Source organism: Alteromonas sp. 38 (genome assembly GCF_902506055.1).
Lineage (GTDB): Bacteria > Pseudomonadota > Gammaproteobacteria > Enterobacterales > Alteromonadaceae > Alteromonas > Alteromonas lipotrueae.
In genome coordinates, this window is sequence record NZ_LR733300.1 from 1,449,493 (window position 1) to 1,463,246 (window position 13,754).

Annotated in this window: 15 protein-coding genes; 9 read left to right on the plus strand and 6 right to left on the minus strand. The window is 44.2% G+C overall.

The window, feature by feature from the left end; all coding sequences use genetic code 11:
• Positions 1–134 precede the first annotated feature (134 nt).
• Positions 135–1,412 (minus strand): O-acetylhomoserine aminocarboxypropyltransferase/cysteine synthase family protein, encoded by a 1,278-nt coding sequence (locus FLAVO9R_RS06150; protein ID WP_159529707.1) that lies wholly within the window; start codon positions 1,410–1,412, stop codon positions 135–137.
• A 278-nt stretch (positions 1,413–1,690) separates the two neighbouring features.
• Positions 1,691–2,173 (minus strand): arsinothricin resistance N-acetyltransferase ArsN1 family A, encoded by a 483-nt coding sequence (locus tag FLAVO9R_RS06155; protein ID WP_159529709.1) that lies wholly within the window; start codon positions 2,171–2,173, stop codon positions 1,691–1,693.
• 205 nt (positions 2,174–2,378) lie between these two features.
• Here FLAVO9R_RS06155 and FLAVO9R_RS06160 point away from each other — a divergent pair, with 205 nt between their 5' ends.
• From FLAVO9R_RS06160 to rplS, 5 genes are all read left to right on the plus strand, one after another.
• A complete protein-coding gene (locus FLAVO9R_RS06160; RefSeq protein ID WP_159534433.1) occupies positions 2,379–3,686 on the plus strand; it encodes a M20/M25/M40 family metallo-hydrolase in 1,308 nt (435 codons plus the stop codon).
• Positions 3,687–3,887: 201 nt separating this feature from the next.
• Positions 3,888–4,139 (plus strand): 30S ribosomal protein S16, encoded by a 252-nt coding sequence (gene rpsP, locus FLAVO9R_RS06165; protein ID WP_013784900.1) that lies wholly within the window; start codon positions 3,888–3,890, stop codon positions 4,137–4,139.
• Positions 4,140–4,163: 24 nt separating this feature from the next.
• Positions 4,164–4,685, plus strand: a complete 522-nt coding sequence (gene rimM / locus FLAVO9R_RS06170; protein ID WP_159529711.1) for a ribosome maturation factor RimM — start codon at positions 4,164–4,166, stop codon at positions 4,683–4,685.
• Positions 4,686–5,447, plus strand: coding sequence for a tRNA (guanosine(37)-N1)-methyltransferase TrmD (gene trmD, locus FLAVO9R_RS06175; RefSeq protein ID WP_013784898.1), 762 nt, complete (start codon positions 4,686–4,688; stop codon positions 5,445–5,447).
• A gap of 18 nt (positions 5,448–5,465) precedes the next feature.
• Positions 5,466–5,825: a 50S ribosomal protein L19 gene (gene rplS, locus FLAVO9R_RS06180; RefSeq protein WP_013784897.1), complete on the plus strand. Its 360-nt coding sequence runs from the start codon at positions 5,466–5,468 to the stop codon at positions 5,823–5,825.
• Between the two features lie 46 nt (positions 5,826–5,871).
• Here the strand turns inward: rplS and FLAVO9R_RS06185 are convergent, their stop codons facing one another.
• Entirely contained in the window at positions 5,872–6,135 is a 264-nt protein-coding gene (locus FLAVO9R_RS06185; RefSeq protein WP_218395391.1) for a hypothetical protein, read from the minus strand.
• A gap of 354 nt (positions 6,136–6,489) precedes the next feature.
• Between FLAVO9R_RS06185 and FLAVO9R_RS06190 the strand changes: the two genes are divergently transcribed.
• A complete protein-coding gene (locus FLAVO9R_RS06190; RefSeq protein WP_232370591.1) occupies positions 6,490–7,353 on the plus strand; it encodes an alpha/beta hydrolase in 864 nt (287 codons plus the stop codon).
• A gap of 9 nt (positions 7,354–7,362) precedes the next feature.
• Here FLAVO9R_RS06190 and FLAVO9R_RS06195 read toward each other — a convergent pair whose 3' ends face one another.
• Positions 7,363–8,031 (minus strand): alpha/beta hydrolase, encoded by a 669-nt coding sequence (locus tag FLAVO9R_RS06195; RefSeq protein WP_159529717.1) that lies wholly within the window; start codon positions 8,029–8,031, stop codon positions 7,363–7,365.
• A 117-nt stretch (positions 8,032–8,148) separates the two neighbouring features.
• Between FLAVO9R_RS06195 and FLAVO9R_RS06200 the strand changes: the two genes are divergently transcribed.
• The 3 genes from FLAVO9R_RS06200 (at position 8,149) to tyrA (ending at position 11,306) form a co-directional block, all read left to right on the plus strand.
• Positions 8,149–8,778 carry a trimeric intracellular cation channel family protein gene (locus FLAVO9R_RS06200; protein ID WP_013784894.1) on the plus strand — a complete coding sequence of 210 codons (630 nt, stop codon included), beginning with the start codon at positions 8,149–8,151 and terminating at the stop codon, positions 8,776–8,778.
• Positions 8,779–9,025: 247 nt separating this feature from the next.
• Positions 9,026–10,117: a 3-deoxy-7-phosphoheptulonate synthase gene (locus FLAVO9R_RS06205; protein WP_159529719.1), complete on the plus strand. Its 1,092-nt coding sequence runs from the start codon at positions 9,026–9,028 to the stop codon at positions 10,115–10,117.
• Positions 10,118–10,160: 43 nt separating this feature from the next.
• Complete coding sequence (gene tyrA / locus FLAVO9R_RS06210) at positions 10,161–11,306, plus strand: bifunctional chorismate mutase/prephenate dehydrogenase (RefSeq protein WP_159529721.1); 1,146 nt, start codon at positions 10,161–10,163, stop codon at positions 11,304–11,306.
• Between the two features lie 90 nt (positions 11,307–11,396).
• On the opposite strand, the gene pheA is transcribed toward tyrA, so the two are convergent.
• Both pheA and FLAVO9R_RS06220 read right to left on the minus strand, forming a co-directional pair.
• Complete coding sequence (pheA, locus tag FLAVO9R_RS06215; RefSeq protein WP_013784891.1) at positions 11,397–12,578, minus strand: prephenate dehydratase; 1,182 nt, start codon at positions 12,576–12,578, stop codon at positions 11,397–11,399.
• A 333-nt stretch (positions 12,579–12,911) separates the two neighbouring features.
• Positions 12,912–13,712 (minus strand): response regulator, encoded by an 801-nt coding sequence (locus tag FLAVO9R_RS06220; protein WP_126871870.1) that lies wholly within the window; start codon positions 13,710–13,712, stop codon positions 12,912–12,914.
• Positions 13,713–13,754: the final 42 nt, after the last annotated feature.

Below are 13,754 nucleotides of genomic sequence, written 5' to 3' on the forward strand. Positions count from 1 at the left end.
GACACGAGTCAAGGAACAAACGGCGGAATAAAGAGAATAGGCAAGACGCCGGGGCTCCATTTGAAATCCAGAACCCCGACATACCTAAGTGCAATTAAGCGCTTTAAAATACAAAGCGTAACTGCTTCAAGTGTTTAGCTTTGGCTAGCGATAAGCGCTTGCTCGATGTCAGCCACAATATCGTCGATATGTTCGATACCTACCGAAATACGCACCATATCTTCACTAACACCGGCCGACGCGAGTTCTTCAGCATTCAATTGACGGTGTGTTGTACTGGCAGGATGACATGCTAAAGACTTTGCATCACCAATATTAACCAAGCGTAAAATTAGTTGTAGGGCATCGATAAACTGAGCGCCTGCTGGCAACCCACCTTGAATACCAAAGCTAATAATACCGGCCGCTTTACCGCCACAAATGCGTTGGCAGGTTTCAAAGTGTTCACTATCAGGCAGGGCCGCATAGTTAACCCAGTTCACTGAAGGGTGTTTTTGCAGGAACGCAGCTACTTTTTCTGCGTTTTCGCAGTGACGCTCCATGCGCAACGATAAGGTTTCTAAACCTTGCATAATATTGAACGCACTTTGTGCTGAAAGCGCTGCCCCCGTGTTTCGAAGAGGAACGACACGACAACGGCCAATATACGCGGCAGGGCCAAGGGCTTCGGTGTAGGTAACACCATGGTAGCTTGGATCGGGAGTGGTCAGCATACTGAATCGCTCTGGCTGAGAAGCCCAGTCAAAGTTACCTGAATCAACAATAATACCGCCAACAGTCGTACCGTGACCGCCAATATATTTGGTTAGCGAATGTATGGCGATATCAGCCCCATGGTCGAACACCTTGCAGAGAATAGGCGTGGCTACCGTGTTATCAACAATTAAAGGCACGCCTGCGGCATGTGCAATATCGGCCCATCGTTTAATATCAACTACGTTTCCTGCAGGGTTGCCAATAGATTCGCAAAATACCGCTTTCGTATTTTCATCAATGGCGGCGGCAAGGCCTTCGAAGTCATTGGCTTGTACAAAGGTCGTTTGAATACCTTGGCGAGGAAAAGTATGCGCAAATAGGTTGTAGGTGCCACCGTATAACTGCCCAACACTAACAATATTACTTCCCACTTCTGCGATAGCTTCAATGGCGTAGCGAATAGCGGCCATGCCAGAGGCTACAGCTAGGGCGCCCACACCACCTTCCAATTCAGTTAAACGCTGCTCTAACACCGCGTTTGTCGGGTTCATTATTCGGCTGTAGATATAACCTGGTACTTTAAGGTCGAACAAATCAGCGCCATGCTGTGTATTATCAAAGGTAAATGAGGTGGTTTGATAGATAGGTGTGGTTGCCGCTTTGGTGGTTTCTTCGCTAGTATAGCCTGCGTGTAATGCAATGGTTTCTGGTTTCATTGAACATACCTTAAAAGTTAATTTGGATTTTAGACGTTTAGACGTCTACCTAAAGTAGTTCAAAAATCGTTCCTTGAGAAGCATTAACGTGTAAGTTGTAAATAAAAAGTTATCACTCAATACGCAGATCACCACATAGGCTTCTATCAAGCATGCATATTGACAGTATTAAATGCCCTTTTCAGTTTGGAATGGGCCCTAAGAGCCGACAGACTCAAAAATGAATTATTGGAAGAAAGTTACATGGGGCAAGCTATTAGTTTGCTTGATTTTGAATATCACAAAAGCTTCTCGACTATAACGACGTCAAGCCATTTACCATCTATTTTACCATGGCGCTGATAAATACCGACTTCTCTAAACCCCAATTTCTCGCATAGAGACAAACTGGCGTGGTTAAAGGTAAATATTCGTGAAAGCACTTTATTAACCCCCCCACTTTTCGCCGCGCTTAATAACGCTGAAAGTAATTTTGTTCCTAAACCTTTACCCTTGGCTTCGTCAGCAAGGTAAATAGAAAATTCGGCAATCGTTTTATAGCAATCGCGATCGCTGTATTTAGACAGTCGGGCAAACCCGATAACGTTGTTTTTTTCTATACCAACAATTACAGGGTATCTACTTTGTTCTGCTAACCAATTCTCTATATCCGTTGGCGTGCGCATAGAAGTGTCAAATGTCGCACTACCTGACTGTATTCCCTTATTGTAAATAGCGCATATCGCATTAACGTCTTCTAACGTGGCGTTTCTTAATTGCATGGTATTTCATTGTGTTAAGTTACATGTGAATTATCATATGTATAATTTTAGGCGTGTCAATAAGTTGAGTAAACGCATAGCTAAAGGGGAAGGTAGGTCACTGGGGTTCATTTCCTTAAAGAAAGCAATATGGACATTATATCGCTGTCGAATTACTCTCGTTACTCTTCCATTTTCCATCGACTTGCAAAGGATGACATCAGTGATGCAACACATAATAAAATCTACCCTACTTATTAGCCTTTTATTTTTATTCAGTCATACCACTTTGGCGAATACCACTATCGAGAAAGAAATCGCACAGTACATCGATAAAAATCTGGCTAAGTCGAAAGCGATGTTGGAAAAAACGGTAAATATTAACAGTGGCACCATGAATTTCGACGGTGTTAAAAAGGTGGGGGCTATTTATCAAGCTGAATTCGATGCAATGGGTTTTGATACCCAATGGGTTGATGGAAGTAAATTTAATCGCGCGGGTCATTTAGTGGCAAGTTATGGAAATTCGGGGCCGAAAATTTTAATGATAGGGCATTTAGATACAGTATTTGCTAAAGACGATGCATTTCAAAATTACAGCGTTGTAGATGACAGCCATATTGCAGGCCCCGGTATTACTGATATGAAGGGCGGTGACGTAATTATTATAGCTGCACTGCAAGCGCTGAAAGCCTTAAATTTGCTAGATAATGTGAGTATTAAGGTAGTGATGACGGGTGATGAAGAAAGTAGTGGCCGCCCACTTTCGTTATCTAAGAAAGCTTTGGTTGATGCGGCAATATGGGCAGATATCGCGCTGGGGTTTGAAGATGCCGATGGCGATATTAAAACCGCTGTGGTTGCTCGTCGTGGCTCTATAGGCTGGCAGCTAGATGTGGTAGGTAAGCCTGCGCACTCATCACAAATATTTACCGACAATGTGGGCTATGGCGCTATTTTTGAAACTGCTCGTATTTTAAATAGCTTTCGTGAGCAATTAGCGGGCGTAGGCAATATTACCTTTAACCCTGGCCTTATCGCGGGTGGTACGGAAGTGCAAATACAGCCCGAAAACTCCATTGTTCAAGGCTTTGGTAAAACTAATGTGGTGGCCAAAGAAGTGACCGTGAAAGGGGGCATTCGTACCTTAACCTCTAATGAGCTAGCAAAAGCTAAAAAGGTGATGCAAGACATTGTAGCAGACAACCTTTTACATACATCGGCAACCTTAACGTTTGCCGATGGTTACCCACCAATGTCACCGACCGATCAAAACTATGCGTTGTTGAAAATGTATAGCGATGTGAGTGAATCTTTAGGTTATGGCCCTGTTGCGCCAGTAAATCCGCGAAACGCAGGCGCAGCTGATATTTCATTCGCTGCAGATCATGTAGACATGGCAATTGATGGCTTAGGGTTAATGGGGGACGGTGGGCACACCAAAGATGAAGTGGCCGATATGTCTACTTTTGCGCAAAACATGCATAAAGCCGCTATTTTAATTTATCGCTTAGGTGAGAGTTATACCCAATAACACTACGCACAATGTGCTTTATCTGCACTAATATCATCTTATTGGCAAATAGGGATGCATAATCCCTATTTAACCCGCATTTATACTTGCATTCACACCCCATATCCGTATAATTCGGCGGCCTTCTCTTAGGCGCTTAATTTATAGGCGTTGAAAGAAGGCTTAAGTTAACGGTAACGCTACAACGAGTTTGAGGCATTTATGGTTACTATTCGTTTACAGCGTGGTGGCGCGAAAAAGCGTCCATTTTATCAACTAGTGGTGGCTGATAGCCGTCGTGCAAGAAACGGTCGTTTTATTGAAAACGTTGGTTTCTTCAACCCAACTGCACAAGGTCAAGCAGAGCGTTTACGCGTTGACCTAGAACGTGTTGATTACTGGGTTGGTGTTGGCGCGAGCTTATCTGAGCGCGTAACTAGCTTGGTAAAAGAAGCTAAAAAATCTGCAGCGTAAGTTGCAATTAACTGGTGAGTATAGATGAGTTTAGCGTCTGACATTGTGGTTGTTGGCAAAATCGGTGCACCTTACGGTGTGAAAGGTTGGGTCAAAATCAACAGCTATACACAAACACCAGAAGGTATTTTTGAGTACTTGCCTTGGTTCCTTGGCGAAGAAAACGAATACCAAATTGACCAATGGCGAACGCATGGTAAAGGCCTGGTAGCAAAGATTGTTGGTGTAGATAGCCGAGATGATGCAGAACGCATCAAAAACTTGGATATAAACATTAGCGCTTCGCAACTTCCCGATTTAGGGGACGATGGTATTTATTGGCGCGAGCTCACTGGCATGAAAGTGGTAACTACGCAAGGTTACGACTTAGGTGTGGTGAAAGAAGTATTTAATACAGGTGCCAATGACGTGGTTCACGTTAAAGCGAATGTAGGCGATGCTTTTGGTCAAAAAGAAAGATTAATACCTTTTGTGTTCGACGACGTTGTACAAGAGGTAGATCGGGAAGCGAAGGTCATTAAAGTTGACTGGGATCCGGGGTTTTAAGTGACACCGGAAAAATGGTTCGGGGTAGTTAGCCTGTTTCCAGATATGTTCGCGCCATTCACCCAGCAGGGTGTAATCGGCAGGGCAGTTAAGTCTGGTAAATTATCGGTTGATACCTTTAACCCCCGCGACTTTACTCATGACCGCCATCGCACAGTTGACGATCGCCCCTATGGTGGCGGACCCGGCATGCTGATGATGGTTAAACCGCTTACCGATGCTATACAAGCTGCCAAGAAAGTTGGTGGCGAAAACAGTAGCGTGATCTACTTATCACCCCAAGGGAAACCCCTTGACCAAGCAGGCGTTCAACGTCTTGCTGGCATTGACCGTACGATTTTAATCTGTGGTCGATATGAAGGAATTGATGAGCGCGTAATCGAAAGCCATGTAGATGATGAAGTCTCCATTGGTGATTACGTTCTAAGTGGCGGTGAACTGCCGGCAATGGTCTTAATGGACGCAGTTGCCAGATTAGTTCCCGGCGTGTTGGGGCATAAAGCTTCAGCAGTTGAAGATTCCTTTACCGATGGTCTTCTGGATTGTCCGCATTATACGCGGCCAGAAGTACTAGATGGTCAATCGGTACCTGATGTGTTGTTAAGTGGTGATCATGAAAAAATTAGGCAGTGGCGATTAATGCAGTCTTTGGGTAGAACCTTACTGCGTCGCCCTGATTTGTTAAATCACCTAGCTCTGACTGAGGAGCAGCAGCGGTTATTGGAAATATTCCAAACGCAGTTGCAGCGAGATGACAGTTAACTAGGACGAGAGGATATGATGAGCAAAGTCAGTCAAGATATCATCAAGAAAATTGAGCAAGCACAGCTTAAATCTGATGTTCCAGGGTTCGGCCCGGGTGACACAGTAGTTGTTAAAGTTCGCGTTACCGAAGGTGACAAAGAACGTCTTCAGGCTTATGAAGGTGTTGTTATCGCTAAGCGTAACCGTGGTCTGCACTCGTCTTTTACCGTACGTAAGATTTCTAGCGGCGAAGGCGTTGAGCGTGTGTTCCAAACACACAGCCCGGCTATCTCTTCAATTGAAGTTAAACGCCGCGGTGCGGTTCGTCGTGCTAAGCTTTACTATCTTCGTGAACGTTCAGGTAAATCTGCACGTATCAAAGAAAAGCTTAACTAAGATTACTAATCCTTGCGTTATTGTTAACTTCGAAAGAGCCCGCTTATTAGCGGGCTTTTTTGTGTCTGCAAAAAAGCGGGAGAGAAGCGGTGTAGGTGCCAATGACTCGCCGTAAACCCATCCATGGGGGCTCTGCCAGCGCGTCCTGCGCTGGAAGGTCATCGGCACCTACACCGCATCCCTCCGGTCGCACTTTGTAGCATGAGTTGGTTAGGGGAAGGGCTTTGTGCGCCTCTGAAACCCGGCGTAAACCCATCCATGGGGCCTTCGCTACAGCATCCATGCTGTAGAGAGTTTCCGAGGCGCACAAAGCCCTTCCTTCTGAACAGCCGGTTAAGGCTCACCGTTGAATATTAATATTAGTCGCCAGTAGAAGTCCACGTGAAACGAGGCGCGAATCCATCTATGGAGTTTTCGCAATAGCTCCATGTTGTGGAAGGCTTCTGATGAGGGCGACTCCCGCTCCTATAAACGCTGACCCGTACCATGAAGTAGTGCGTCATAAACCCATCCATGGGCGCTATGTCAGCGCATCCATGCGCTGGAAGGTCACTGCCAACTACATAGCATTCCGGAATGTATTCCTTGGTGTTGGCACAATTGCTCAATGCACGTTTGCGAGATAAGATGTTGAAAATAGATAATTAAAACAATGAGTGGCCCCATGCGATTGCGTTTTTTCTGGGTAATAACGGTGTTTGTCTTTAGTGCTATGGCTAGTACCGTGGCAAATGCTGACGTTGAATTCAAAATACCTAGAAGTACTGTTGTGGAACTTCAAGACAATAAATCTAACCGAACTTACCCCATTTTTATTAAGTTACCGAAAAGCTATCGAGCTAATACCAAAGCATCTTATCCTGTCATTTATTTGTTGGATGGTTCGTATGCATTTCAGGTTGTGTCAGGGGGAACACGATTTCCCATGAATAGCGGTGTAATGGAACAGGCTATCATCGTGGCCATATCCTACTCTAAAGGGTCTAAAGGCGCCTCTAGTCGCGTTCGCGACTATACCCCTTATCTTGCTGAAGACTGGAAGCTTGAAACTGGCAAAGCGGGGCAACATGCTGACTTTATCAATGACACGGTATTTACCTACATGGAGAATAACTATCGCGTGAAGGGAATGCATAGAACGTTAGTGGGAAATTCTTTAGGTGGGTTGTTTAGTGCCTATGTGCTTTTTACCCGTCCAAATATGTTTAGTAGTTACATTATTGGCAGCCCATCGGTATGGTTTCGCGACAATGCCATTTTGTCTGAACCGGTTGTTAAACCTAAAACGCCAGTTAAGGTCTTCCTTGCTGTAGGCGAATTAGAACGTCCCGAATATGGTGAAAGGCAAAATATGGTGGAAGGAGCACAAAAACTAGCTCAAAAAATAACGCAGCAGAATGATAATCAGGTAAATCTGAAGTTCACACTCATTGGTGAGGCCACTCACGCTACGGCGTTTCCCACCACAACAATTCAGGGGGTAGATTGGCTTTACGCAAGCAAACCACACGTGAAAGCGCAGCAGTAAGCATGAGTGCTATTGTGCGTTTTGGGGGCCTGATTCACTAATCCAACGTTTTAGCGGAATCACCCATTCATCCATAGGACGATAAAACGCACCATGTTCTTTTCCTGTTGAGATGGCTATCTCTTTAAATTCCCTTAGTTTACGGCTTCGAGCTTCTAAGAGGTTGCATGAGCCTACGTCGTCAGAAGTTTCATAAATAGAAAGCACACGACCGTATAGCTGAATATCCCGCTTACGATTAATCAATCCTGCGCAGCCCGCTAAAATCACAACGTTAACCCGAGCGTTTTTTAACTCGTTTGACGCGAGTATTGTAATCGCGCCGCCGCGTGAAAACCCGGTAAGGGTAATGTTCTGTGGGGGCACACCTGCGGTGATAAGTTGTTTAACTTCTCCAGCAAGGCGTTTAGCGTAATCGATAGGACTTACACCTTCTGGTCTGTGGTGTGCTATTAAAACATAGCTATCGTCATCAAGTGCTTTTTGAACGCTAGGAAAATTGTATACACCCCACCTAGGATGTATGGGCGTTAGATCATCCCCTTCTACAATAAAGCCATGTGAATAGAAAACGTAGCGTCTGGCAGGGTCTATACTATTTGGGAACGCATATTCGCTGGACGCTGCCTGAGCGTTAACTGTAGTAACAACAAAGAATAAAATGAGTATAAATTTCATCTACAAGATAGGTTTGCATACTTAAAACAATAATACTGACACGAAATTCGTAAATTAACGATCTGTACTCAACTATTTTCAGAATAAACCTATAACAAAAACGCAAGTGAGACAGGAATGACGGCAGATTACTTTCTTTTTTTAGGGCTATTTGGGGTGGCGTTCTTCGCGGTTTCTGGCGCACTGATGGGGCACGAAAAAAGCATTAATGGTTTTGGGGTGGTAGTGGTGGCGTCGGTCACTGCATTAGGCGGGGGAACCATCAGAGACTTATTGCTTACCCAACCTATTTTTTGGGTAGAAACGCCTTCTTATTTATACTCTGCCTATGGTGCAGTGGTACTCACAGTATTATCCATTCGCTATCTACCGCCATTATCTAACTATTATTTTATTTTGATGGATGCGGCAGGGCTTGCCATCTTTAACATCATGGGCATAGAAAAAGCACTGATAGAAGGTACAGGAATGATAGTGGCGCTAACCATGGGAATGACTACAGGGATATTTGGCGGGTTATTAAGGGATGTAATTTGCAGAGAGGTTCCTTTAGTCATGCGCGGCGACCTTTATGCAACCGCGTGCCTTTCTGGTGGCTTAGCGTATGCGGCATTGTTTGCATTAGATGCACCCTACGCGTGGTGTATTTTTGGCTCACTAATAACAACCGTATTTATTCGTCTAGGTTCGCTACATTGGGGTTGGAAACCTAACATATTTAAGAAAGGATACACGCCGAAGAGCTAACACTCACCTTTGGTTGAAAAGTAAACTAAATAGGCGTGAACTTAACTGATCGTCAGGTGAAAAACATATTTGTTGGACTTAAAGCAAAGTATTATACGTTAAAGCTTGCTTGCTTATTCGTTTGTTGTTAAAAAGTCAATGACGTTAAAGAAAATTAGAAAATGCCTGTTGTACAAATAAGTTTACATGCGAAAATATACTCTTTTGACGTTTCATTTTTTCCGTTTTTAGTAGTTAAGAGAGCCCCATGATCAAGGACACAGTAAATAATATCCACGTAAGCGCTGAAGATGTGCTTATTACCCCAGAAGCTTTAAGCGCTGAGTTGCCTGCCTCAGAGAAAGCGCTTGCAGCTATTTCAGAATCTCGCAAGATTGTTTCTGATATCATTCACCGCCGTGACCATCGTATGTTGGTCGTATGTGGGCCATGTTCTATTCACGATGTTGAAGCAGCTAAAGAATACGCGCTTAAGTTAAAGGAACTGCATGAATCATGCAAAGACACCTTATTCATTGTGATGCGCGTTTATTTTGAAAAGCCCCGTACCACAACGGGTTGGAAGGGGTTAATTAACGACCCTCATATTAACGACACATTCGATATTGAAACTGGCCTGCGTAAAGCCCGAGAACTATTGATTTGGTTGGCTGAACTCGAACTTCCGGTCGCGACCGAAGCGCTAGATCCAATTAGCCCTCAGTACTTAGCCGAATTATTCAGCTGGTCTGCAATTGGTGCTCGCACCTCTGAGTCACAAACTCACCGTGAAATGGCGAGTGGTCTTTCGATGCCAGTTGGTTTTAAAAATGGTACTGACGGCAGTTTAGATATCGCGTTGAATGCCCTTAAATCAGCAGCTTCAGGTCACCGCTTCATGGGCATTAACAAACAAGGCCAAGTTAGCGTTATTGCGACAAGTGGCAACCCAGATGGTCATATTATTTTACGCGGTGGTAAACAGCCTAACTACGATTCAGTGTGTGTATCTGAGTGTGAAGTTGAAATGCAGGAAGCGGGCCTAACAGCTGGCTTAGTGGTCGACTGTAGTCATGCGAACTCTTCAAAAGACTATCGACGTCAGCCTCTGGTTGCACAAAACGTAGTGAATCAAATACTAGAAGGTAATCAGTCTATTATTGGCGTAATGTTAGAAAGCCACTTAAAAGCGGGTAACCAAAAATCTGATGGGAAAAAGCTAAGCGAAATGGAATACGGTGTGTCTATCACCGACGGCTGTATTGATTGGGAAACCACAGAATCGCTTATTGCCCAAACCAGAGATAAATTAATAACTGTGCTACCCTTACGCCAAAATAAGCGCACCGATGTTGCCTAATAGGTGAGGTAGTCAGTGCCATTTGATTTGAGGGACATACTGAATGGCCGATTTTTCGCAGCAATTAAATACGCTGCGTGAAGGAATAGACGAGCTGGATACCCAGCTCGTTGAACTTCTCGCAAAACGCAATGCACTTACTACACAAGTGGGTCAGGTAAAAGCCGAAGCTGGTATGCCTGTTTATGTACCTTCCAGAGAAAAAGAACTCATCGCTTCGCGGCGAGCGCAAGCTGAATCGTTAGGCGTTTCCCCTGATCTTACCGAAGACTTATTACGCCGCATCATGCGCGAGTCTTATCATACGCAAAATAATCGATACCTTGGGGTAAATGCTGATGTCGGTACCATTGTGGTTATTGGTGGAGCAGGTGCACTGGGTAAAATATTCGTCAGCTTGTTCGAGCGAAGCGGTTACTCTGTTTCTGTCGTCGAAAGGGAAGATTGGGAAAGTGGCCATGCTGCTAACGTGCTTTCAACCGCCGCATTAGCGGTGGTGGCTGTACCAATTAACCTCACTGAACAGGTGATAGGTCAGCTCTCTATGTTACCTGAAAGCTGTGTTTTAGCTGATATCACGAGTATCAAGGTTAAGCCCATAGAAGCTATGATGGCAGTGCATAAGGGCCCCGTGGTTGGCTTGCACCCTATGTTTGGGCCTGATGCTCCAGGTATGATTAAACAGGTTGTGGTGGTGTGTGAGGGACGCGACGAGAGCGCTTATGGTTGGCTTATCGATCAAATGCGAATTTGGGGGGCAACTATTCACAATAGCACCGCCGAAGAGCATGATAAATCTATGGCTTATATTCAGGTAATGCGCCATTTCAATACTTTCGTGTATGGTGAGCATTTACGTGGAGAAGATCCCGATCTTGAATCCCTCACTATGTTTAGCTCGCCTATCTATCGATTAGAGTTAGCTATGGTTGGCCGATTATTCGCGCAAGCCCCCGAGTTGTACGCCGATATTATTTTCAACAACCCTGAAAACTTCGCTTTACTCCGCCGTTTCTATGACCGTTTCGGTTTAGCCTTAATCTTGCTGGAAAAGGGCGATAAAAAAGCGTTTATCAAGCAGTTTTTAACCATAGGAAACTGGTTTGGCAGCTACGCGAAAAACTGTCTGATAGATAGTAAACAATTGTTATTAAAAGCCGATGACGGCCAGCTATTGCGTAAGAAGTAATAGGGTATGTTTTCTGCGAACTAGCGATTAATAAAAACGGTACTTCGATGGTCATAAACCCCGTAGTACCGTTCTTAAAGCTGGCTTATATTATTCCGCTAGCGCACTAGCTGCCGCTACTTTTGTGGGGCTGATTTCTTCGCTAGGGTAGCAGCCCAGTATTTTAATGTAACGGGTAATGTTTCTAAGGGCTTCAATGGCATTTTGTACAGGGCCATCTTCCACATTGCCTTTCACATCAATGTAAAACATTTCTTCCCAAGGATTACCTGGAATAGGACGAGACTCTAGCTTCGTCATATTAATGTTGTTTTCACTTAGCACCAACAGCGCTTCAACTAATGCGCCGGGCTTTTGGACCGTTGACATAACCAGTGTGGTTTTAGCGGGTACTTGAAGTGGAACTACTACGGCTTTTCGAGCAACTACGATGAAGCGACTGTGGTTTTCTTTTTGGTTGGCCAAGTTACTTTTTATTGCTGTAAGTCCATATAGGTTTCCGCCAGCCTCACTGCCAATAGCTGCAATATCATCTCGCTGTAGCTCACTCACTGTCAACATAGCCGATGATGTACTGTCCATGGTTTTCACTTCAATGTTGCCAAGCTCAGCCAAGAAGTGGCTACATTGTGTGAATACTTGTGGATGAGCGTACACGGTTTTAATTTTATCTACGGTCGTATCTGCGCCAACAAGCAAGGTGTGACGAATAGGGTGAGTAAGTTCGCCAATAATGCTTAAGTGAGTATGTTGAAGTTGGTCATAAACTTCATTAATACTGCCTGAGGTTGTATTTTCAATAGGCAGAACCGCATAGTCGGCCTCTACATTCTCTACTTTTTGAATAATTTCACTGAAACTCTGACAACCTATTTCCAGCAATTCACCCGGACGTCGAGAGAAATATTTCTGGGTAGCAAGGTACGAGTAAGAGCCTTTGTCGCCCAAGAAAGCCACGCGATTTAGTGGAAGCGTACTGCCAGGGTTCGCGCGTTCAGCAAGCATTGCCTGCTGGTTTAACACTGAGTCTTCAATGATGACGTGAAAAATCTGAGTAACGTAGTGTGGGTCAAGACCTACATCTTTACCTTCTTTAATAAGGCGAACAAGCAGTTGCTCTTCACGTTTCTGATCTCGAACTGGAATATGGTGCTTAATTTTAGTTTCAGCAACCTCGTTGGTGAGCACACGGCGCTCAGCCAATAAGGTTAGAAGTTCACTATCTAATGATGTTATGCGCTCTCTTACAGCATCTAAGGCGTTGTCAGACATAGTTTTCCACTTATCGTATTAGCTAAAAAAAAACCTCCCTTGAGGGAGGTTTTTATGCATGTAGCTGCGCCTCCCTATTTAAAGAGCATAAACGCAAAAAAGATAGCCACTGCATGTATATTATTCTGTTTCATACGATTGACTTTATGCGTACAGCGTTTCAGTGTCAACCTGTTTTTACATTGGTTTTGATTTTTATCGGGGGGAGGGCTTGATAGATACTAGTAGAAGGGGTAGGGCGAATAACGAATTTGCCTTAAAGCAGTAAACCGACGCTATGGTGTCGGTTTTCTGCTTTAATCAATATGGGGAGATTATTTGCAATTCGTAATGTTAGTTACCCAATAAGGCCGCTAGCATTTGACGAACTTCCGTAGGTTCGAATGGCTTATCACATAGCGCATTCACACCGGTCTGTTGAATATTGGACATATGGGCACTATCGGCTGCTTCAGACGTTACCATGATGATAGGAATATGCGTGGTTTCAGGGTTGAAACGGATGAACTCAGAGAGTTCTCGGCCATCCATTTCTGGCATATTGTAATCGGTAACCACTAAATCGAAGGCTTCATCTTTAATAAACGTGAGTGCCATTGCACCGTTTTCAGCTTCTTTTATGCGCTGTAGGCCCATACCTTCAAGTACACGGCGAATGTGGTTGCGCGCTAATTTACTGTCGTCAACAAGCAGCACCCTAACATCGTGAATATCGAATAGCTCTAGTTCAAGTTCGTCGTGATTGATTAAATCAAGGCTAGCGTTTAGAGCACGAGACAAATGAAGGGGCTCGAAAGGTTTAGGAAGAATGGCTGCAACACCTGCTTGTTTAAACTCTTCCAGTTTACTTAATCTGTTCTCACTTGATACCAGCATGAATGGAATAGATTTAAATTCGTCACTTTCTTTAATGAACTTGAGTAAATCTAATGCTGTGCCGTCTTCGAAATACATCGCGCTAACAATCAGGTCTGCACCGTGCGCTTTAACCGCTGACATAGCCTCAGAAAGGGTACTAACAGGATCAATTTCCCTTACCTTTTCTTTCAACAATAGGGTAGTAATAATCTTCCTCTGTGTATCAGAGGGTTCAACTAATATGATGTGTAAATCAGAAATTGACAGCTTTTCCATTCCGTTCTCTTTTTGGTATTTTCAAGGAAAGTAAGGGGGGTG

Coding starts and splice junctions, on each gene's coding strand:
- FLAVO9R_RS06200 (WP_013784894.1), top strand. CDS start 8,149: ATGACGGCAGATTACTTTCTTTTTTTAGGGCTATTTGGGGTGGCGTTC.
- rpsP (WP_013784900.1), top strand. CDS start 3,888: ATGGTTACTATTCGTTTACAGCGTGGTGGCGCGAAAAAGCGTCCATTT.
- tyrA (WP_159529721.1), top strand. CDS start 10,161: ATGGCCGATTTTTCGCAGCAATTAAATACGCTGCGTGAAGGAATAGAC.
- pheA (WP_013784891.1), bottom strand. CDS start 12,578: ATGTCTGACAACGCCTTAGATGCTGTAAGAGAGCGCATAACATCATTA.
- FLAVO9R_RS06205 (WP_159529719.1), top strand. CDS start 9,026: ATGATCAAGGACACAGTAAATAATATCCACGTAAGCGCTGAAGATGTG.
- FLAVO9R_RS06150 (WP_159529707.1), bottom strand. CDS start 1,412: ATGAAACCAGAAACCATTGCATTACACGCAGGCTATACTAGCGAAGAA.
- FLAVO9R_RS06220 (WP_126871870.1), bottom strand. CDS start 13,712: ATGGAAAAGCTGTCAATTTCTGATTTACACATCATATTAGTTGAACCC.
- rimM (WP_159529711.1), top strand. CDS start 4,164: ATGAGTTTAGCGTCTGACATTGTGGTTGTTGGCAAAATCGGTGCACCT.
- FLAVO9R_RS06195 (WP_159529717.1), bottom strand. CDS start 8,031: ATGAAATTTATACTCATTTTATTCTTTGTTGTTACTACAGTTAACGCT.
- FLAVO9R_RS06160 (WP_159534433.1), top strand. CDS start 2,379: ATGCAACACATAATAAAATCTACCCTACTTATTAGCCTTTTATTTTTA.
- FLAVO9R_RS06155 (WP_159529709.1), bottom strand. CDS start 2,173: ATGCAATTAAGAAACGCCACGTTAGAAGACGTTAATGCGATATGCGCT.
- FLAVO9R_RS06190 (WP_232370591.1), top strand. CDS start 6,490: ATGCGATTGCGTTTTTTCTGGGTAATAACGGTGTTTGTCTTTAGTGCT.
- rplS (WP_013784897.1), top strand. CDS start 5,466: ATGAGCAAAGTCAGTCAAGATATCATCAAGAAAATTGAGCAAGCACAG.